At 74.6% G+C, this 18,015-nt stretch carries 14 protein-coding genes; 7 read left to right on the top strand and 7 right to left on the bottom strand.

All coding sequences use genetic code 11. The features are described from left to right. Positions 1–99: 99 nt before the first annotated feature. Complete coding sequence (locus PVK74_RS07090) at positions 100–1,335, top strand: ricin-type beta-trefoil lectin domain protein (protein ID WP_274478577.1); 1,236 nt, start codon at positions 100–102, stop codon at positions 1,333–1,335. A 464-nt stretch (positions 1,336–1,799) separates the two neighbouring features. Here PVK74_RS07090 and PVK74_RS07095 read toward each other — a convergent pair whose 3' ends face one another. Next, positions 1,800–7,565: a WD40 domain-containing protein gene (locus PVK74_RS07095; RefSeq protein WP_274478578.1), complete on the bottom strand. Its 5,766-nt coding sequence runs from the start codon at positions 7,563–7,565 to the stop codon at positions 1,800–1,802. A gap of 108 nt (positions 7,566–7,673) precedes the next feature. Here PVK74_RS07095 and PVK74_RS07100 point away from each other — a divergent pair, with 108 nt between their 5' ends. The 3 genes from PVK74_RS07100 to PVK74_RS07110 are packed head-to-tail and all read left to right on the top strand — an operon-like array spanning position 7,674 to position 10,195. Next, the gene (locus PVK74_RS07100; protein ID WP_043323767.1) at positions 7,674–8,906 is read left to right on the top strand and encodes an ArsB/NhaD family transporter; all 1,233 of its coding nucleotides are present in this window, start codon (positions 7,674–7,676) and stop codon (positions 8,904–8,906) included. A gap of 10 nt (positions 8,907–8,916) precedes the next feature. Then, on the top strand, positions 8,917–9,240 hold the full coding sequence (locus tag PVK74_RS07105; protein ID WP_043323765.1) for a nuclear transport factor 2 family protein: 324 nt from the start codon (positions 8,917–8,919) through the stop codon (positions 9,238–9,240). Between the two features lie 55 nt (positions 9,241–9,295). Beyond that, entirely contained in the window at positions 9,296–10,195 is a 900-nt protein-coding gene (locus PVK74_RS07110) for a GNAT family N-acetyltransferase (RefSeq protein ID WP_274478579.1), read from the top strand. Between the two features lie 56 nt (positions 10,196–10,251). Here PVK74_RS07110 and sigJ read toward each other — a convergent pair whose 3' ends face one another. Further along, on the bottom strand, positions 10,252–11,112 hold the full coding sequence (gene sigJ / locus PVK74_RS07115; RefSeq protein ID WP_113972785.1) for an RNA polymerase sigma factor SigJ: 861 nt from the start codon (positions 11,110–11,112) through the stop codon (positions 10,252–10,254). A gap of 140 nt (positions 11,113–11,252) precedes the next feature. Between sigJ and PVK74_RS07120 the strand changes: the two genes are divergently transcribed. Continuing rightward, entirely contained in the window at positions 11,253–12,017 is a 765-nt protein-coding gene (locus tag PVK74_RS07120) for an SDR family oxidoreductase (RefSeq protein ID WP_210871602.1), read from the top strand. 28 nt (positions 12,018–12,045) lie between these two features. On the opposite strand, the gene PVK74_RS07125 is transcribed toward PVK74_RS07120, so the two are convergent. The 5 genes from PVK74_RS07125 to PVK74_RS07145 all read right to left on the bottom strand — a co-directional run bounded on the left by PVK74_RS07125 (position 12,046) and on the right by PVK74_RS07145 (position 16,499). Next, positions 12,046–12,948, bottom strand: a complete 903-nt coding sequence (locus PVK74_RS07125; RefSeq protein ID WP_064445831.1) for an inositol monophosphatase family protein — start codon at positions 12,946–12,948, stop codon at positions 12,046–12,048. Positions 12,949–12,963: 15 nt separating this feature from the next. Continuing rightward, positions 12,964–13,617, bottom strand: a complete 654-nt coding sequence (locus PVK74_RS07130; protein ID WP_064445830.1) for a hypothetical protein — start codon at positions 13,615–13,617, stop codon at positions 12,964–12,966. Continuing rightward, the gene (locus tag PVK74_RS07135; protein WP_274478580.1) at positions 13,614–14,618 is read right to left on the bottom strand and encodes a hypothetical protein; all 1,005 of its coding nucleotides are present in this window, start codon (positions 14,616–14,618) and stop codon (positions 13,614–13,616) included. Before PVK74_RS07135 ends, PVK74_RS07130 begins: the two co-directional genes overlap by 4 nt. Positions 14,619–14,673: 55 nt before the next feature. Next, positions 14,674–15,444 (bottom strand): class I SAM-dependent methyltransferase, encoded by a 771-nt coding sequence (locus tag PVK74_RS07140; RefSeq protein WP_064445828.1) that lies wholly within the window; start codon positions 15,442–15,444, stop codon positions 14,674–14,676. Positions 15,445–15,551: 107 nt separating this feature from the next. Beyond that, positions 15,552–16,499, bottom strand: a complete 948-nt coding sequence (locus tag PVK74_RS07145) for a TolB family protein (RefSeq protein ID WP_113972788.1) — start codon at positions 16,497–16,499, stop codon at positions 15,552–15,554. A 139-nt stretch (positions 16,500–16,638) separates the two neighbouring features. Here PVK74_RS07145 and PVK74_RS07150 point away from each other — a divergent pair, with 139 nt between their 5' ends. Both PVK74_RS07150 and PVK74_RS07155 read left to right on the top strand, forming a co-directional pair. Further along, the gene (locus PVK74_RS07150) at positions 16,639–17,259 is read left to right on the top strand and encodes an HD domain-containing protein (protein ID WP_274478581.1); all 621 of its coding nucleotides are present in this window, start codon (positions 16,639–16,641) and stop codon (positions 17,257–17,259) included. 83 nt (positions 17,260–17,342) lie between these two features. Continuing rightward, positions 17,343–17,984: a dihydrofolate reductase family protein gene (locus PVK74_RS07155; protein WP_274478582.1), complete on the top strand. Its 642-nt coding sequence runs from the start codon at positions 17,343–17,345 to the stop codon at positions 17,982–17,984. Positions 17,985–18,015 lie beyond the last annotated feature (31 nt).

Raw genomic sequence — 18,015 nt, forward strand, 5'->3', positions numbered from 1 at the left:
TTCATACCTTCATCGAAGTCTATTTGTATGGTTTGTTAACCGTTGGGCGGGGCCGGCCGCCGTGACGGAAACGGCCACCACCCCCGCAGGAGGCGCCCCGTGCGCACCATCCGTACCCTCGCCGCCCTGGCGGTGACAGCGGTCGGCCTCACCGCCGCCCTCACCGTCGTCCCCCACTCCCCCGCGATCGCCGCCCCCGGCGCGGTCACCTGGTCCGACGACTTCAACGGCCCCGCCGGCGCCGCGCCCGACGCGAGCAAGTGGCGCTACGACATCGGTGGCGGCGGCTGGGGCAACAACGAGTTGCAGTACTACACCAACAGCACCCGCAACGCCGCGCTCGACGGCAACGGCAACCTGGTCATCACCGCCCGCCGGGAGAACCCCGGCGGCTACAACTGCTGGTACGGAAGCTGCCAGTACACCTCGGCCCGGCTGCTCACCAACGGCACGTTCGCCCAGGCGTACGGGCGGTTCGAGGCGCGCATCAAGGTCCCGCGTGGACAGGGGCTGTGGCCGGCGTTCTGGATGCTCGGCAACGACATCGGCACGAACCCGTGGCCCGGCAGCGGCGAGATCGACATCATGGAGAACATCGGCTACGCGCCGTCGACCGTCTGGGGCACGCTGCACGGCCCCGGCTACTCCGGCGGCAGCGGCGTCGGCGCCTCCACCTCGCTGCCCGGCGGGCAGGCGCTCGCCGACGCCTTCCACACGTTCGCCGTGGACTGGGCGCCGGACTCGATCACCTGGTACCTCGACGGCGTGGCGTACTCCCGCAAGACGCCCGCCGACATCGGCGGCAACCGCTGGGTCTTCGACCACCCGTTCTTCATGATCATGAACGTGGCGGTCGGCGGCAACTGGCCCGGCTCGCCGGACGGCAGCACGACGTTCCCGCAGACCATGACCATCGACTACGTCCGGGTCCAGGCCTGGGACAACGGCGGCGGGGGCACCGGCGGCCAGATCACCGGGTACGGCAACAAGTGCGTCGACGTGGCCAGCGCCGGCACCGCGAACGGCACCCCGGTGCAGCTCTGGACGTGCAACGGCACCGCCGCCCAGCGCTGGAGCTGGAACGCCGACGGCTCGGTACGCGCGCTCGGCAAGTGCCTCGACGTGGCCGCCGGGTCCACGGCGAGCGGCGCCAAGGTGCAGCTCTACGACTGCAACGGCACCGGCGCGCAGAAGTGGGTGTTCAGCGCGGCCGGCGACATCGTGAATCCCCAGGCCAACAAGTGCCTGGACGCCACCGGTCCCAGCTCGGCCGACGGCACCCGGCTGCAGATCTGGGACTGCACCGGCGCCGCCAACCAGAAGTGGCGCCGCTGACCGGCGTCCCGGCCCGGGGCGGGCGGCGCATCCGCCCGCCCCGGCGTCACCCGCACCCGCACCCGCACCCGCACCCGCACCCGCGATCTTGCACTTTCGGCCCGAGTCGCGCTCCGAATGTCCCGTTCGCCCGGGTACAAAGTGCAAGATCGCGGGCATGGGGTGCGGCCGGCCCACCCGCCCCCCGCCCGGCCACCCGCACCAGCCACGCGTGTCCGGTTTCCAGGATTCGCGGACCACGTCCCGGGACTGCAGTAGATCTTGGTAGGAAAGGGCCCCCATAGGGACCCTTTCCTACCAAGATCTCCGGACCGCCTCGGACGAGGCGCCCACGGCGGCCCGGCGGGACGAGCACCTCCCGGCAGCACCCACGGCGGTGATCAAGGAGTTTGTGTCCGGATCGGGCGCGGATCGGGACACAAACTCCTTGATCACCGCGGAGAGCACGGGGAGATTCGCGGGGGTCAGAAGGGGGCGTCCACGGGTAGTCGGCGGACCTGGGTCAGGTAAGGATCCAGCTCGCCCACCTCGAAGCGGCACGTGCCGATGACGTGCCAGAACTGGCCGCCCGGGTCACCGTCCAGCTTGTACCGGCCGTCCGGGCTGACCGCCGCCCATCCGTCCGGCAGCCCGATCAGCGTGGTCCGCAGCTGGGCGTGCTCCGGGTCGGCCACGTCCCACAGGCGTACGGTGCCGTCGTCACCGGCGCTGGCGAGCAGGCTGCTGTCCGGGCTGAAGTGCACCGACCAGACCCGCCGGGTGTGTGCCGCCAGCGTGCCGTGCAGCCGGCCGGTGACCGGGTCCCACAGCCGGATCACCAGGTCGTCCCCGGCGGTGGCGAGCAGGTTGCCGTCCGGGCTGAACGCGCACGACCAGAGGCGGCCGTCGTGTTCGGTGAGCACGACACGCGGCTGGCCGGTCTGCACGTCCCAGACCACCGCCGTGCCGTCGTTGCCGGCGCTGGCCAGCAGCGTGCCCTCGCTGTTGAAGCCGACCGAGTAGACCCGGTCAGTGTGGTGTTCCAGCGTCATCCGGCAGGTGGCGGTGGCGGCGTCCCACAGCCGAACCGTCTGGTCGTCGCACCCGGTGGCGATGGTCTCGCCGTCCGGGCTGAACGCGACGGTGCGCACCCGGCCCCGGTGCGGGGTGAGCGTGGCGAAGTGCCGGCCGGTGCGGCGGTACCACAGGCGTACCGTGTCGTCGTCGTTCGCGGTGGCGAGCGCGTCGCCGTCGGGGCTGAACGCGACCGCCCAGACGTGGTCGGTGTCCACGTTGAGCTCGCGCTCGTCGGCGCCGGTGTCGGTGTTCCACAGGTGCACGCCGCCGTCGCCGCTGGGCGAGGCGACCAGCGGCTCCTCGGGGCAGAACACCACGGACAGCAGCCGGTCGGCGGGGCTGGCGAGCTGGCGCAGCAGGCGGCCGGTACGCGGTTCCCAGAGCCGGATCACGCCGTCGTTGCCGCAGGCGGCGAGCACTTCCCCGTCGTCGCGGAAGGACAGCGCGGTGACCCGCCGGCCGTGCCCGCGCAACGTGTGCTGGAGCTGCCCGGTGCGTACGTCCCACAGCCGGGTGGTGCCGTCGTTGCTGCTGGTGGCCACCTGGTTCTGGTCCGGCCGCCAGACCACCGGCCAGACCGAGCCGCGGTGCCGGGTCAGCTCGTGCCGGACCTGCCCGTCGTCGGTGTCCCAGAGCTGGATCGCGCCGTCGCTGGCGGCGGTGGCGAGCAGGCTGCCGTCGCCGTTGAACCGGACGCTGTAGATCGCGCCCCGCTGCCGCCCGAGCACCCGTACCGGCCGGCCGGTCTCGGTCTCCCACAGCCGCAGCGCGCCGTGCGTGTCGCCGGTGGCCATCAGCGTGCCGTCGGGGTGGATGTCGAGGGCGTACACGTCGGCCTCGTGGCCGCGCGGCGAGCGCAGCAGCTCGCCGTCGGCGGCCCGGCGGACCCAGACCCGGCCGTGCTGCCCGACCGCGGCCAGCAGCCGCCCGTCCGGCGTGTGCGCCAGCCGGTAGACGACTTCCGGCTCGCGCACCTCGAACGCCAGCCGGCCGGTGGGGATGTCCCAGCCGCGTACCGTGCCGCCGCTGTCGGCCACCACGACCCGCCGGCCGTCGGGGCTGAACGAGGTGCCCCAGATCGGCGCGGCGTGGCCGGGCCACTCGTGGCGCAGCCGGGCGGTGCGCGTGTCGTACAGCCGCACCACGCCGGCCGCGTCGCCCACCACGAGCCGGCCGCGGCGGCCGTCGGTGAGCAGCGGCCACACCCAGCCGGTGAAGACGTCCTCGATGACGTGCCGCACGTCGCCGTGGTCGGCGTCCCACAGCCGTACGGTGAGGTCGGCCGCGCCGGTGACGAGCTGGTGGGAGGCGGCGTCGTAGCGGACCGCGTACACCCGGGACCGGTGTCCCTGGAGCGTGCGTACCGGCAGCCCGGTGCTGGTGTCGCAGAGCAGCACACCGCCGTCGTCGCTGCCGACGGCGAGCACCGCGCCGTCCGGGCTGTACGCCGCCGGCACCGGCAGCCGGCCCACCTCGAAGCCGTAGGCGACGCCCACCGCGGGCGGGGCCAGGCCCGGCGCGACCGGCCGGCCCGGCGCGACGACGGCGCCGCGCAGCTCCGGGGCGCGCAGCATGGCCGCGTCGGCGCTGACGTCGATCAGCGCGGTGCGGTGCCAGCTGCTGCCGCCCACGCGCGCGCCGCGCAGGTCGGTACGGAACAGCCGCGCCCCGGCCAGCTCCGCGTCGCGCAGGTCCGCCCCGGCGAGGCGGGCCTGGTCCAGGCGGGCGCCGCGCAGCCGGGCGTGTTCCAGCCGCGCCTCGGTCAGGTTCGTGGCGACCAGCCGCGCGTCGGTCAGGTCGGCGCCGGTGAGGTCGGCGCCGGCGAGTTCGCGGTGCGACAGGTCCTCGCCGCGCAGCACCGCGCCGCGCAGGTCGGCCCGGTCGGGCAGGCGCAGCCGGGCGGACAGCCGCAGCGCGTTGGCGCGCAGCGTCTCCCCCGCCGACTCGTCGCCGAGCACCCGCGCGGTCCAGGCGGTGCAGCGGGCCGGGTCGGCGAGGTCGCCGAGGAACTCGACGGCGAGCGCGGACAGCGACCGCACCGCCAGCGCGGCCGGTTCCTCGCCCCGGTTGATCTGCTCGGCGACGCCCTCGGCGACCAGCCATTCCATGACCGAGGTGTGGATGAACCCGAACAGTCCGTCGTCGGTGCGGACGAGCAGGCTGCCCGCGCCGACCGCGTGCGCCGCCTGCGGGCCGGACAGCCGCGAGTCGGCGCGCCCGGCGAGCTGGCCGGTGGACTCGGCCAGCTCGGCCAGGCGCAGGTACGCCTCGCCGCTCTCCCAGAGCTGGAACGCCAGCCGGCTCACCGCCTGCCACAGCTCGGGGCGGCGCAGGCTCACCGGCGCGCCGGGGATGCCCTGGGTGCGGCGCTCCTCGAAGTCCAGCCAGGACTCCAGGATCTCCCGGTACAGCGCGGCGGCGCTGAACGTGCCACCCGCGCCGGCGACGGCGGCGAGGCGCCCCTCGTCCAGGTTGGCGATGAAGCCGAGCATGCGCGGGTTGCGGGAGAGCCCGAGCAGGTCCTTCACGCCGGCCAGCAGGTCCATCCGCTCGCGGGCGGCCCGCTCGTCGCCGCCGTACCGGTTGCGCAGGAACGCCTCGATCTGCCCGGGGGTGAAGTCCTCCACGGCGAGCACGCGCCGGTGCGGCAGCAGGCCGACCCGTTCGCCGAGCGCGGTCAGCACCTGCGAGTTGGTCTTGAAGTGCTGGGTCCGGCTGCTCACCACGATCTTCGCGTTGCCCTCGGCGGCCTGCAGCAGCGTCTCCAGGTGGTCGGCCGCCCGGTCGTACGTGACCCGGGCGACCAGCTCGTCGAACCCGTCGAAGAGCAGCACGATGCGGCCCTGGCGCAGCATGTAGCGGAACGCCTTGAGGTCGATCACCTGCTCGCCGTGGTTGGCCAGGTGCGCGGCGACCAGGCCGTCGACGGAGTGTGCCTTGTCCAGCGCGCGCAGCTCGACCAGGATCGGGATCAGGTCGGGCGCGGCGGTGGGCAGCCGCCGGGCCACCTCGCGCAGCGCGAACGTCTTGCCGCGGCCGAAGTCGCCGAGCACCAGCACGAACCGGCCGTCCGGGGCGGAGACGGTCTCCAGCAGCTCGTCCACCACGTCGTCGCGGACGCGCTGGTCGGCGCCGACGAGATGGCGGTAGCGCTGCGGCACGTACTGCCCGGGCGGGTAGAGGCGGTCGGCCTGCAGCCGGGCGGTCTGCGCCGCGACGTAGTCACGCAGGTCGAGCAGGCCCTGGAACTCGGTCAGGTGCAGCACGCGCACGCCCCGGCGTTGCGCCTCCTCGGCCAGCCCGCGCGGCACCCGGTCACCGTCGTAGACCAGTTCGGAGGCGATGTCCGGATCGGTGGCGTGCACCCGGCGGGCGAAGACGTCCACGTCGGCGGCGGTGGGGGTGCCCACGTGCGCGCCGACGCGCTGCTGGCGGACCACGCCGTCGGAGCGGTAGCTGATGTAGAGGTGCGGCGGGTCGGTGTCGACGCGGCGTACCACCACCCGGTCGTAGCGGGCCTCGCAGACCTCGGCGAGCCGGTCCAGCAGGCGCTGCACCGGTGCGGCGGTGACCGCCACGCCCTGGGTGGCCCCCTCGACGGCCACCGGGCGGCGCGGGTCGGGCACCTGGGCCGGGCCGGCCGCGCCGAACGTCGCCTCGGCATGCGGCCAGTTCACCGCCGTCAGCGCCCCGGAGTCGAGGCGGTCGTCGCGGCCGAGCACCCAGCGGGTCATCCCGTCGCCGCCGAGCCGCAGCACCTGCGCCCGGCCGTCGCGGGGCGCGGCGGCCAGCGGCACCACCGGGTCGACCCGGGCCGACGGCGCGGCGTCGGAGAGCAGCAGGTTGAGCATCGGGCCGACCAGCCGGTTCACCGAGCCGCGGTCGCGCAGCGACACCGGGTCCGGGGGCACCTCGTCGGCGTACGGGCTGCGCGCCCCCGGCGCGTGCGCCATCGCGCCCAGCCGCAGCCAGCCGGACTGCTGGTAGTGGCGCAGCCGCTGGGCGAACCAGCTGGACTGCGCCTCGCCGAGGAAGCCGTACCGGTCCTCCTCGCGGTGGGTGATGGCGATGGTGGAGTTCAGCCCGGCCACCACCACCCGCAGGTCCGGGACGGGGAACAGCGTCCAGGGCTGCTCGCTGTCGAAGATCCGGTCCTCGAGGCCCTGGTAGAGGTCGTCGAACAGGCGCGCGTAGTGCCGCCACTTCGGCCAGAACGGCGGCTGCGGGTCGACGTCGTCGGCCTCGCAGGTCGCGAAGTACGCGCGGCAGGCGGCCATCGTCACGTCGCGCGGGCCGGGCACCACGATCAGGCGGTGCGGCTCCAGCCCGAGCAGCACCCGGAGGCCGGTGAGGAAGCTCAGCGCGTCGGAGAACTCGCGCGGGCTGCCCGACTCGGTCAGGTTGCCGGCGACGACGAGCAGGTCCGGCCGGGGCACGCCGTCGTTCATCAGCAGCGTGAGGTCACCCATCAGGTGTTCCTGCACCTCGCCGGGGGTGACCGGCGCGCCGGGGGTGATCACGCCCCGGCCGAAGCGCGGCCCGGCGACCTGGAGCACGGTGACGGTGTCCCGGGCGGTCGGCGGCGCCACCGCGGCCGGCGGGAACGGCGGCGGGTTGATCGGGGTACGCCGGGCGCGGCGCGGCGCGGGCGCTCCGGCGGCGGGCGCGGCGAGCACCCCGTGCGGGTCGGCCGGGTGGTGCGGGAACGCCGGCTGCCGCATCGGTTTGGCCCGGCCGTCGAGCGCCTCCCGGATGCGGTCGAGCACCCGGTTACGGGCCTGCGCCGGGTCGTCCACACCGACCAGGTCCACATAGGTGATGGTGGCGAGCAGCCCGTCGATCGGGCAGTCCTCGACGCGTACCGTGACGAGCTTGTTTCCGGTGCCGTCGGGGTCGGCGCGCAGCGCGGCCTGCCACTCCAGCTTGCCGTACGTGGAGTGCAGGTAGCGTTCGGACAGCACCGCCACCACGACCTCGGCCTCGCGGACGCCACGGTCCATGAAGTCGATGAAGTTGGTGCCGGCGACGAAGTCCCACGCCTGCAACAGTGTGCGGTAGCCGGCCGCCTCGAACTCCCACGCCAGCCACGTCGCCCAGCGCTCGTCGGCCGGTGAGTAACTGATGAAGAAGTCGATGGGGCGGTCGGACCGGGTGGGGTGCGCGCCTACAGCCACGTGGTCATTATGGCCACCGACGGTCAACAGATCGACACCCTCGGCAGCCCGGATCGGGCCCGCGTCGGGCTCCTGCGGCCACGCCCGCATGTGCGAGGATCATCACTCGTGGAGACCCCCGGCGATCCGCCGAACGCCGTGCCCGACCGTTCCCGCTGGGGCCGACTGCACGTGCTGGACTGGATCGCGATCGGCCTGGCCGCGGTCGGGCTGGTGTGCGTGCTCACCGGGCTGCTGCCGCGCGCCGACGCCGAGGGCACGATGCGGCGGATCATCCCGATCCTGATCTTCCTCGGCACGGTGGTGGTGCTGGCCGAGCTGACCGCTGTGGCCGGGGTGTTCGACGCGCTCGCGACCCGGGTGGCGGTGACCGCGCGGGGCAGTTTCCGGGCCCTGTTCTGGCTCTGCGTCGGCTTCGCCTCGGTGACCACCATCGCGCTCAACCTGGACACCACGGCGGTGCTGCTCACGCCGGTGATGATCGCGCTGGCCCGGGCGCTGAACGTGCCGCCGACACCGCTGGCCATGACCACCGTGTGGCTGGCGAACACGGCCAGCCTGCTGCTGCCGGTGTCCAACCTGACGAACATCCTGGCCAGCGACCGGGTCGACCTGGACCCGGTGCCGTGGGCGGCCCGGATGTGGTGGCCGCAACTGGTCGCCGTGGCGGTCACCGCGCTGCTGCTGTGGTGGTGGTACTGGCGTCCGGCGCGCGCCGGGGCCGACCCGTTCGACCCGCCGCCGCCGTACGTGCCGCCGGACCGGGTGCTCTACCGCACCGCGCTCGCCGCCTGCCTGCTGTTCGTCGCCGGGATCCTCGCCGGGGTGGAGATCGGCGTCGCCTCCGGGGTGGCCGCCGCGATCCTGGTCGCCGGCTTCGCGGTACGGGCCCGGCACCGGCTGCGGCTCGCGCTGGTGCCGTGGCGGCTGCTGGTCTTCGTGACCGGGCTGTTCCTGGTGGTGCAGACCATCGGCCGGTACGGCCTGGACTCCGTGATGGGCACGCTCATCGGCACCGACCCGGGCGCGGAGGGCGCGCTGCGGGCGGGCGCGGTCGGCGCGCTGTTCAGCAACGCGGTGAACAACCTGCCCGCGTACCTGGCCGGCGAGGCGGTGATCGCGGCCGACCGGCACACCCAGTTGCTGGCGCTGCTGATCGGCACGAACGTGGGTCCGCTGGCCACGCCGTGGGCGTCGCTGGCGACACTGATCTGGTACGAGCGCTGCCGGGCCGCCGGGGTGGCCGTGCCGCTGGGCCGGTTCGTGGCGACCAGCGCCGCGCTCGCCGTGCTCGCCACCACCGCCACCGTCACAGCGCTTCTTGTCGGTCCCGGCGCCTAGCATCGCGTCCATGAGCAACCCGCCCGAGATCGTCCGCCGCTACTTCGCGCTCGCCGGCCAGGCCGACAAGGAGCCCTGGCTCGCGTTGTTCGCCGACGACGCGGTGGTCGAGGACGAGGGCCGCACCCACCGCGGGATCGGGGAGATCCGCGCCTGGCGCGACGGCACGCCGCTGGTGTCGTACGAGATCACCGACGTCGAGCAGACACCCGCCGGGACGGTCGTGACCGCCACGATCAGCGGTGACTTCCCCGGCAGCCCGTTCGCCGGGCTGCGGTTCCGGTTCGAGGAGTACGACGACACCCGCATCCGCCGACTGCGCATCGCACCCTGAGCCGGGGCGGGAAAACCGCTACGGCCCGGCCGCGGGCAGTGGCTACCGTGCCCGCATGACCGCCGATCCCACCCTGCGCTTCTACGCCGACCCGGAGGAGTTCCTCGCCGCCGCCGGGACGTACCTGGCCGCCGACCCGGTGGTGAGCACCGTCGTCGCCAGCGTCACGCGCCGGATGGCGGCCCGCCGCGCCGAGGGCGTGACGCTGCCCGAGGACGACTGGTGGCTGGTGGTGCGGGACGCCTCCGGGGCGGTGGTGGGCGCCGCGATGCGTACCGCGCCGTTCCCGCCGCGACCGGCGTTCCTGCTGCCGATGCCGCCGGAGGCCGCCGAGGCGCTGGCCCGCGCGTGGCACCGGCGCGGCGAGCGGGTCCGCGCGGTGAACGGCGCGCTGCCCGCCGCGCGCGCCTGCGCCGAGGAGGTCGCCCGGCTCGACGGCGGCCGGGTCGCTGTCGCCCAGCACACCCGGCTGCACGTGCTCGACCAGCTCACGCCGCCCGCGCCGGCGCCGGGCGCGTTGCGGACGGCCACCGCCGACGAGGTCGACCTGGTCGCCGCGTGGTTCGCCGCGTTCATGGCCGACGCCGACGAGCAGGCGGGCCGCCCGCGCGGCACGAGCGCCCACGAGACGCCCGACCGCGCCGATCTGCTGCGCCGCATCCGGGACGGCCGGGTCTGGTTCTGGACCGACGGGTCGGGCGCTCCGGTGCACCTGACCGCCGCCAACCCGCCGTCGTTCGGCGTGGCCCGGGTCGGTCCGGTCTACACGCCACCCGAGCAGCGCGGACGCGGCTGGGCCGGCAACGCGGTCGCCGAGGTCAGCCGGCTGCTCACGGCCGAGGGCGCGCGGGTGTGCCTGTTCACCGACCAGGCCAACCCGGTGTCGAACCGGCTCTACGCCGGCCTCGGTTTCCGGCCGGTGGTCGACATGGCCAACCTGGCCCTGGTCGACTGAGCCGACCTGGTCCCGACCGAGCCGACCTGGTCCCGGCCGACCGAGCGGGCTCCGGGTCAGCCGGTGAGGCCGAGCGCGGCCAGCCGGCGCGGATCGGCGATCACGTCCACGGCGGCGATCCGTCCGCCGGTGACGGTGAACGCCATCACCGACAGCGGGCGGTCCCCGGCGCTCACCAGCACCCCGGCGGCGCCGTTGACCAGCACCGGCCGGGCGTGCGGGAACAGCCGCCCGAACGTGGTGGCCTGCGCGGCCACCGTCGTCGCGCCGGTGAGCACGACCGTGTGGCGGGCGCGGGCGGTCCCCGCGTCGGAACGCAGCACCACGTCCGGGTGCAGCACCGCGATCAGCGCGTCGAGGTCGCCGTCGCGGGCGGCGGCGAGGAAGGCGTCGACCACCGCCCGCTGCCGGGTGAGGTCGGGATCGGGGGTGGGCGCCTGTCCGCGTACCCGGCGGCGGGCCCGGCTGGCGAGCTGCCGGGCCGCCGCCGGTGAGCGGTCGACGAGCGGACCGATCTCGTCGAACGGCACCCCGAACATGTCGTGCAGCACGAACGCGAGCCGCTCGGCCGGGCTCAGCGTGTCCAGCACCACGAGCAACGCCAGCCCCACCGAGTCGGCGAGCACCGCGGCATGCGCCGGGTCGTCGGCGTCCACCACCGGGTCGGGCAGGCGTACGTCGAGGGGGTCCTCCCGGCGGGCGGCGCGGGACCGCAGCGCGTTGAGGCTGACCCGGGCGACCACTGTGGTGAGCCAGGCATCCAGGTTGTCCACGGCGGCCGGGTCGGTACGGGCCAGCCGCAGCCAGGTCTCCTGCACCGCGTCCTCGGCGTCGGTGAGCGAGCCGAGCAGCCGGTACGCGACAGCGCGCAGACGCGGCCGCTCCCGCTCGAACCGTTCCGCCAGCCCGTGGTCCATCACCTGAGCCTCCCTCTCCCGCACGTCGTCCCGACCCGCCACAACCGGCCGAGGTGACCGGAGGTGACCACCGTCACACCTGTCACGTCGACGGGTCGGCGCGGGTCGACGTGGCAGCACAGGCGACGGAGGGAAAGACGATGAACCCACAGATCCTGGTCACCGGCGGCACCGGCACGATCGGCCGGCACGTCGTACCGCTGCTGCGCGCCGCCGGGCATCCGGTGCGGGTGCTCAGCCGGCGCGGCGGACGGTCCGGCGACGGCGTCACCCACGTGACCGCCGACCTGCTCACCGGCGCCGACCTCGGCCCCGCGCTGCGCGGGGTGTCCACGGTGCTGCACCTGGCCGGCGGCGCGAGGGGCGACGACTGCGCCACCGCCCACCTGGCCCGCGCCGCGCACCGGGCCGGTGTGGCGCACCTGGTGCACATCTCCGTGACCGGCGCCGACCGGGTGCCGCTGGCCTGGATCCGGTCCAAGCTCGACGCCGAGCGCGCGGTGACGGACTCCGGCGTCCCGTGGACGGTGCTGCGCGCCGCGCAGGTGCACGACCTGGTGCTGACCATGCTGACGGCGATGACCCGGCTGCCGGTGACGCCGGTGCCGGGCGGGCTGCGGCTGGAGCCGGTCGACGCCGCCGAGGTGGCGGCGCGGCTGGCCGAGCTGACGCTGGGCGCACCGGCCGGGCTGGTGCCGGACCTGGCCGGGCCGCACACCCACGGCATCGGCGAGCTGCTGACCGGCTACCTGGCGGCCACCGGGAAGCGCCGGGCACGCCTGCCGGTCCGCATCCCCGGGCGGGCGGGCCGGGCGTACCGGGACGGCGCGAACCTCGCCCGGCCCGGTGCGGCGAGGGGCGTGCGGACCTGGACCGACTTCCTGGCCGACCGAAGGCCGGGGTAGCGCAGGTTCGTCTGCAGCGGATCGCGTCTCACCAGCCGACCGAGCCGAGACTGACCGGGGTGAGGCGGCGCACCTGCGGCTCGATCCACTGTGCCGCGGTGACCAGCTTGACCAGCCGGTCGATGGTCTCCGGCGGCCCGGCCACGAAACTGCGCCGGTCCGCCGGGCAGCCGTACCGGTCGTCGAACGTGCCGCCGTCGAGCGCGCGTACCGCCATGCCGGCCTCGGCGGCCAGCAGCATCCCGGCGGGCAGGTCGACCGCCTCGGGGCGGTAGCCGACGATGCCGTCGATGTCGCCGCGGGCCAGCATCACCCAGGACAGCAGCGGCGCCCACAGTTGCAGCACCCGCCGCGCGGTGGTGTCGAGCACCACCTTCAGCGCCCGGGCGGTGCTGTCGTCCCGGCGTACCTCGTGCCCCTGGGTCCAGGCCAGCACCGGCGCGGCCGGCACCGGCCGGTGCGCGGCGCGCAGCGGACGGGCGGCCGGGCCGGAGGGGTGCACGAACGCGCCCCGGCCGCGCACCGCCGACCAGGTACGGCCGGCGACCGGGTCGTGGACCACGCCGAGCACCGGCGAGCCGTTGTCGCACAGGGCGATCCCGACCACGTACGCGGGCAGTCCGATCGCCACGTTGTTGGTGCCGTCGAGCGGGTCGACCAGCCAGGCGAAGGCGGTGTCCGGGGCGTACTCGCCGCCCTCCTCGGCGATCACGCCGTGCTCCGGCCAGCGGGCCCGGATCCGGTCGACGATCAGCCGCTCGGCGGCCAGGTCGAGGTCGGTGACGAGGTCGCCGGTGTCGTTCTTGGCCCGGGCGCGCACCTCCCCCCGGGTGCCCCGGCGCAGCAGCCGGCCCGCCGCCTGGGCGGCCTCCACCGCGAACCGGTGCGCCTCGCGCAGGTCGGGCCCGCCTCTGCTCGGCTCCACGTCCATGGCTCCTCCAGCCAGTCAGCCCCGTGCCACCAGTCGCGCGATCTGCCGCGCCATCCGCGCGGTCTCCACCGCGTCGCATCGGTCCCGGCGTACCCGGTGGCTGCGCCCGTCCACCGCGCCGAGGCTGAGGTCGCACGCGCCGGGAGTGGTCCGGCCGAGCGCCACTGTCACCGCCGGCTCACCGGCGTCGACCTCCGAGGTGTGGAAGCCGCCGGCGCGCAGCGCGTACGAGTCGCCGGCCGAGTGCGTCTCCACAGTGGCGGTCATCGCGGTGACCAGCCGGTCGGTGGCGGCCATCTCGTCCACCTCGCCGAGGCTGCGCACCTCGTAGACCCGCCAGGCCGGGTCGGCCGGCGCGTCGTCGACCTCGATCAGCTCGTTGCGGACGGTGCCGTGCAGCACGTGGCTGAGCAGGTCCCAGCTGTGCGAGTGCATGGTGGAGGTGGTCGGGCGCACCGGCGGCGGGTCGGCGGGCCAGGCGTGCACGCAGACGCCGTCCGGGCCGTCGCGTTCCACTGGCAGGCAGGTGAAGCCGAGCGGGTGCCGGACCGCGCGCAGCGACCGCCGCCCCTCGGCGACGTCGTCGAGCACGTCCAGCGCCCAGCCGCGTAGGAGCTCCGGCCGGGTGCCCCGGTCGATCTCCCGTTCGAGGTCGGCGTAACTGGTCATGAGTAGGGGTTCCTCGCCTGGACGGCCTTGCCGATGATGTCGGCGACCTCGCGGTCGCCGAAGGACCGGGGCAGCGTCAGGCCGAGGGCGGTGAACAACCGCCGTACCTGCTCGACCGACGGCTCGTCGTCGAGCTTGACCTGGGCCGCCGCCTCGATCGGCACGCGCCGGCTCTGCCGGCGGCTGTAGTCCAGCTCGATGTTGAAACGGTTGTAGTAGACCTCGCCGCGGTCGATGCGCAGCGCGGGCGTCTGCGGGTTCTCCTGGGTGACGACGACGCAGGAGGAGGAGAGGTCGTAGCGGAACGTGGTCATCTGCGCGGAGAGCCGCACGTCGACAGTGAGCAGGCCGGAGCGTTGCAGGTGCCAGCAGGCGGCCAGCACCGTCGCGTACGACTCCTCGCGGGTGCGGTCGACGGTCCACGGCTCGCCCGGCGCGTCCGGGTCGAGGCTGCGCCGGAACCGCGCGTACCGCTCGCAGACCTCCTCGTCGGTCGGGTCGATGATCTCGATGGCGACGGTGAGCGTGGCGTTGCGCCGCCGGGCGTGTTCCAGGCAGTCCGGCAGCGTGACCGCGCGCAGGAAGGTGCCGGTGCCGCCCTTGAAGCTCCACTGGTCGGTGTGCCGCCGGGCCTCGGCGAGCGCCTGCCCGACCTCGCTGCCGTGCAGCACCCGCACCATGGAGACGCTGTCGATGGCCTCGCGGGCCCGGTTCAGCGCGCCCTCGGGGCCGGTGATCTCCCGCATCTGCGGCACCAGTTCGGTGAGCCGGTCGCGGGTGTCCACGATGACCTGGCGGATCTCCCGCTCGGTGGTGCGCCGGCGCAGCCGGTCCCGCAGCACCGCCTGCGCGAGCAGGCCCAGCACCAGCAGGATCGCGCTGTTGACGACCTCCTGGCTGACCGCGTCGTTGGTCAGGCCGAGCACGGCGACCGTGAGGGCCAGGACGAGACCGATGAACGCGTCGAGGTTGGTCACGACCCAGGCGAGCAGGCGCGTCATGACATCCCCCGGTCGACGACGGAACCTCCATGATAGCCCGCTGTCAATGTCACCATCACACCCTGTTTCCGGCCGGCGGCGGCTGCCGGCGGGCGGCGCAGATCAGCGAGCCGCCGAGCCCGGGCGCGGCGCGGGCCAGCCGCCGCGACGCCACCCACCGCCCGCCGGGCAGCCGCCAGCCGACCTCGTTGGAGCGCAGGGCCACCGGCGTGAACCCGGCCCGGCGCAGCGTGCGGCGCAGCAGCGAGGCGGTGAACGGGCGGATGTGCAGCCACAGATAGGGGTGCAGCGGGTCGACCTGGCGTGGCGCGCGGCCGGCGAGGAACGCCAGCCGGTCCTGCACCGGCGCCAGGTTCGGGGTGGTGAGCACCAGCAGCCCGTCCGGCGCCAGCACCCGGTGACACTCCCGCAGCAGCGCCAGCGGGTCGTACACGTGCTCGATCAGCTCCCCGGCGAGCAGCCCGGCGAAGCTGCCGGCGCGGAACGGCAGCCCGCGGGTGGCGTCCAGGCAGACCGGCAGCGCCCGGCCGCCGGTCACCGCGCGCGCCGCGCCCAGCGCCGCCTCGGCCATGTCGGCGAGCACGAGCGGGCCGGGCAGCGCCGCCGGGTCGAGCATGCCGCGCGGTCCGCAGCCCAGTTCCAGCACCGGCCCGCCGCCGGTCACCCCCTCGGTCACCAGCCGGGCCGCGACCGCGCGGCGCACCCTGTGGTACGGGTCGTCGACGTACCCGTCGACCTCCGCGCCGTCGTGGTAGCGGCGGTGGTTGGCGTGCCGGCCGTGCGCCTGCGCGCGGTGCGACGACGTCCCGGTCGGCGGCTCGGCCATCACCCCTCCAGAGCGGACGCCGGCCCCGTCGGCGGCGTCCGCTCCAAGCCTCGCACCGGTCACGCCCGGCGGCGCGCATCCGGTCCGTGATGCGCGCGCCCGGTGCGTCAGATCGCCCGCGCCCAGTCCAGCCGGGTGCTGTCGTCGTACTCGTCGCCGGGTATCCACCACTGCTCGCCGAAACCGCTGGTGGACACGATGATGTTGCCGCCGTCGGGGTACTCGTTCTCCGGCGGGATCGACAGCGCGGCGCAGTAGCGGCCGTCCGGGGAGAACACCGGGGACAGGTAGAACCGGGGTTCGTCGGTGAGCTTCTTCAGCCCGGTCCCGTTGATCCGCACCGAGGCGAGGGACTGGTTGAGCGTCTCCAGGTCCGGATACCAGCGGTCGGTGCAGAACACCACGCGCCCGGAGTCGGGCATGAAGACCGGCGAGCCGAACCGCTCGCCGGCCAGCGGTGTGTAGATCGGCCGCGCCCTGCCGGTCGCCAGGTCCAGCACGCGCAGCTGCGGCCCCTCGGAACGGCTGCGCCACCGCAGGGCGATCGAGGAGCCGTCCCGGGACCAGTCCGGGTCGGCCATAACGTGCCCCTCGACCAGCACCCGGGTGGCACCGGTCGCCACGTCGACGGCGATCAGGCGGTCGTTGTCCTGCCCGGTGACCAGCGCGATTTCGGTGCCGTCCGGCGACCAGGTCGGCGCGCCGTAGCGGACGCCGAACGGGTCGGCGAGCAGCGTGCGCTTCTGGCCGGTGGTCCGGTCGTACACCGCGACGAACGGCTCCAGCGTGCCGTCGCCGGAGCGGGCCGTGTTGACCCAGGCCACGTACCGGCCGTCGGGCGAGGTCTTGGCGTGGTCCCCGTTCGGCAGCAGCTCCCGCGGCGTGGTGCGGCCCGGGTCGACCTGGAGCACACCCCAGCCGACGCTGACCAGCCACGGCCCGTTGACCGGCTCGGCGGCGGCCGCGCCGTGGGACGTGGCGGCCAGCCCGGTCGCGGCGGCCAGCCCGGTCAACGCGGCGGTACGCAGCAGGGCACGACGATTCAACGCGGTCATTCGACAACCCCCGTGAGAGACGTGGCCCCCACCCTCCCGAGTGGATCGATCGACGGGAATCGGGCGAGCGGCCGCTTCACGTTCGGCTGCTCGTCCATCACCGCTGGTGAGGCCGCAGCGACCCGGTACGCTCGCCCCGATGACCTCCGACGCCCTGCGCCGCGCCCTCACCGAGCCGGGTGACCCGCCGCTGCTCGCGCTGCCCGGCGTGGCGGTCGAGCTGCTGGCCGCCCTCGCCGCCCCGCCGCGCCTCGGCGCGCACCTGCGGCTGGTGCACGACGTCGCCTGGCACCTGACCGCCGCGTTCGCCGACCGGTTCGCCGCGGTGCCGTTCGACAGGCAGGCGGTGCTGTTCGGCGCCGCGGTGCACGACCTCGGCAAGGTCGAGCATCCGGCCGAGCTGACCGGCCCGGGGTCCGCGCACGAGGAGGCGGGCTACCAGTTGCTGCTGCGCTTCGGCGTACCGGAGGAGCGGGCCCGCTTCGGCGTACCGGAGGAGCGGGCCCGCTTCGCCGTGACCCACGCCGCCTGGCACTCCCCCGGCGTACAGCTGGAGGACCTGATGGTCAGCCTGGCCGACAAGGTGTGGAAGGGCCGCCGGGTCGCCGACCTGGAGCAACTCGTGGTCGACCGGCTCGCCGGCATCACCGGCCAGGAGCGCTGGCAGACGTTCCTGGACCTGGACGACGTGCTGGCCGAGCTGGCCGCCGGCGCGGACCGCCGGCTGGCGTTCCAGGCCGAACATCCGGTGTACGGCTGACGCCGGACCGAGGACGGCGATGAGTCCGGTGCCGGTGCGCGGTCTTCGGTGAGTCGGTGTTCTCCGAGTCTCCGGGAGGAAGCATGAGCACCAGCGAAGCGCGGGGCCGGGTGCGGGCGTTCGTCACCGTGTCCCTGGACGGCTACGTCACCGGTCCGGACGACCACGCGGGTCAGGGGCTCGGTGCCGGCGGCGAGCGGCTGCACTACTGGGTGATGGGCGGGCCGTGGACGTACGACACGCCACGCGAACCCGGTGCCGGCATGACCGCCGAGGACCGCGCGTACTTCGACGAGCTGCTGGAGGGTGCCGGCGCGGCGCTGTGCGGCCGGGGCATGTACGACGCCGCGGGCGCCTGGGGCGGCCGGAACCCGTTCGAGGCGCCCCTGGTCGTGCTCACCCACCGCACCGCCGACCAGCCCGATCCGGACGCCGGTTTCCTCATGGTCGACGGGTTCGACGCGGCGCTGGCGGCGGCCCGGCGTACGGCCGGTGACGGCGCGGTGGTCATCGGCGGGGGCGCCGACGTGATCCGGCAGGCGCTCGCCGCCGGCGTGGTCGACGAGCTGGGCCTGTCCACGGCTCCGGTGGTGCTCGGCGGCGGGAAGCGGCTCTTCGAGGGCTTCGACCGGGACGTCGACCTGGAGATCCGCGCCGTGCACCACTCGCGGTACGCCGTGCACGTCCGCTACGCCGTCACCCGCCGCGCGAGCGATACCGATTGACTTTCGATAGGTTCCGCGCGATAGTCGATGC

The sequence above is a fragment of the Micromonospora chalcea genome (assembly GCF_028768405.1).
GTDB classification, from domain to species: domain Bacteria; phylum Actinomycetota; class Actinomycetes; order Mycobacteriales; family Micromonosporaceae; genus Micromonospora; species Micromonospora chalcea.

Coding starts and splice junctions, on each gene's coding strand:
- sigJ (WP_113972785.1), bottom strand. CDS start 11,112: ATGGACCACGGGCTGGCGGAACGGTTCGAGCGGGAGCGGCCGCGTCTG.
- PVK74_RS07125 (WP_064445831.1), bottom strand. CDS start 12,948: ATGGACGTGGAGCCGAGCAGAGGCGGGCCCGACCTGCGCGAGGCGCAC.
- PVK74_RS07110 (WP_274478579.1), top strand. CDS start 9,296: ATGACCGCCGATCCCACCCTGCGCTTCTACGCCGACCCGGAGGAGTTC.
- PVK74_RS07135 (WP_274478580.1), bottom strand. CDS start 14,618: ATGACGCGCCTGCTCGCCTGGGTCGTGACCAACCTCGACGCGTTCATC.
- PVK74_RS07155 (WP_274478582.1), top strand. CDS start 17,343: ATGAGCACCAGCGAAGCGCGGGGCCGGGTGCGGGCGTTCGTCACCGTG.
- PVK74_RS07105 (WP_043323765.1), top strand. CDS start 8,917: ATGAGCAACCCGCCCGAGATCGTCCGCCGCTACTTCGCGCTCGCCGGC.
- PVK74_RS07120 (WP_210871602.1), top strand. CDS start 11,253: ATGAACCCACAGATCCTGGTCACCGGCGGCACCGGCACGATCGGCCGG.
- PVK74_RS07150 (WP_274478581.1), top strand. CDS start 16,639: ATGACCTCCGACGCCCTGCGCCGCGCCCTCACCGAGCCGGGTGACCCG.
- PVK74_RS07145 (WP_113972788.1), bottom strand. CDS start 16,499: ATGACCGCGTTGAATCGTCGTGCCCTGCTGCGTACCGCCGCGTTGACC.
- PVK74_RS07130 (WP_064445830.1), bottom strand. CDS start 13,617: ATGACCAGTTACGCCGACCTCGAACGGGAGATCGACCGGGGCACCCGG.
- PVK74_RS07140 (WP_064445828.1), bottom strand. CDS start 15,444: ATGGCCGAGCCGCCGACCGGGACGTCGTCGCACCGCGCGCAGGCGCAC.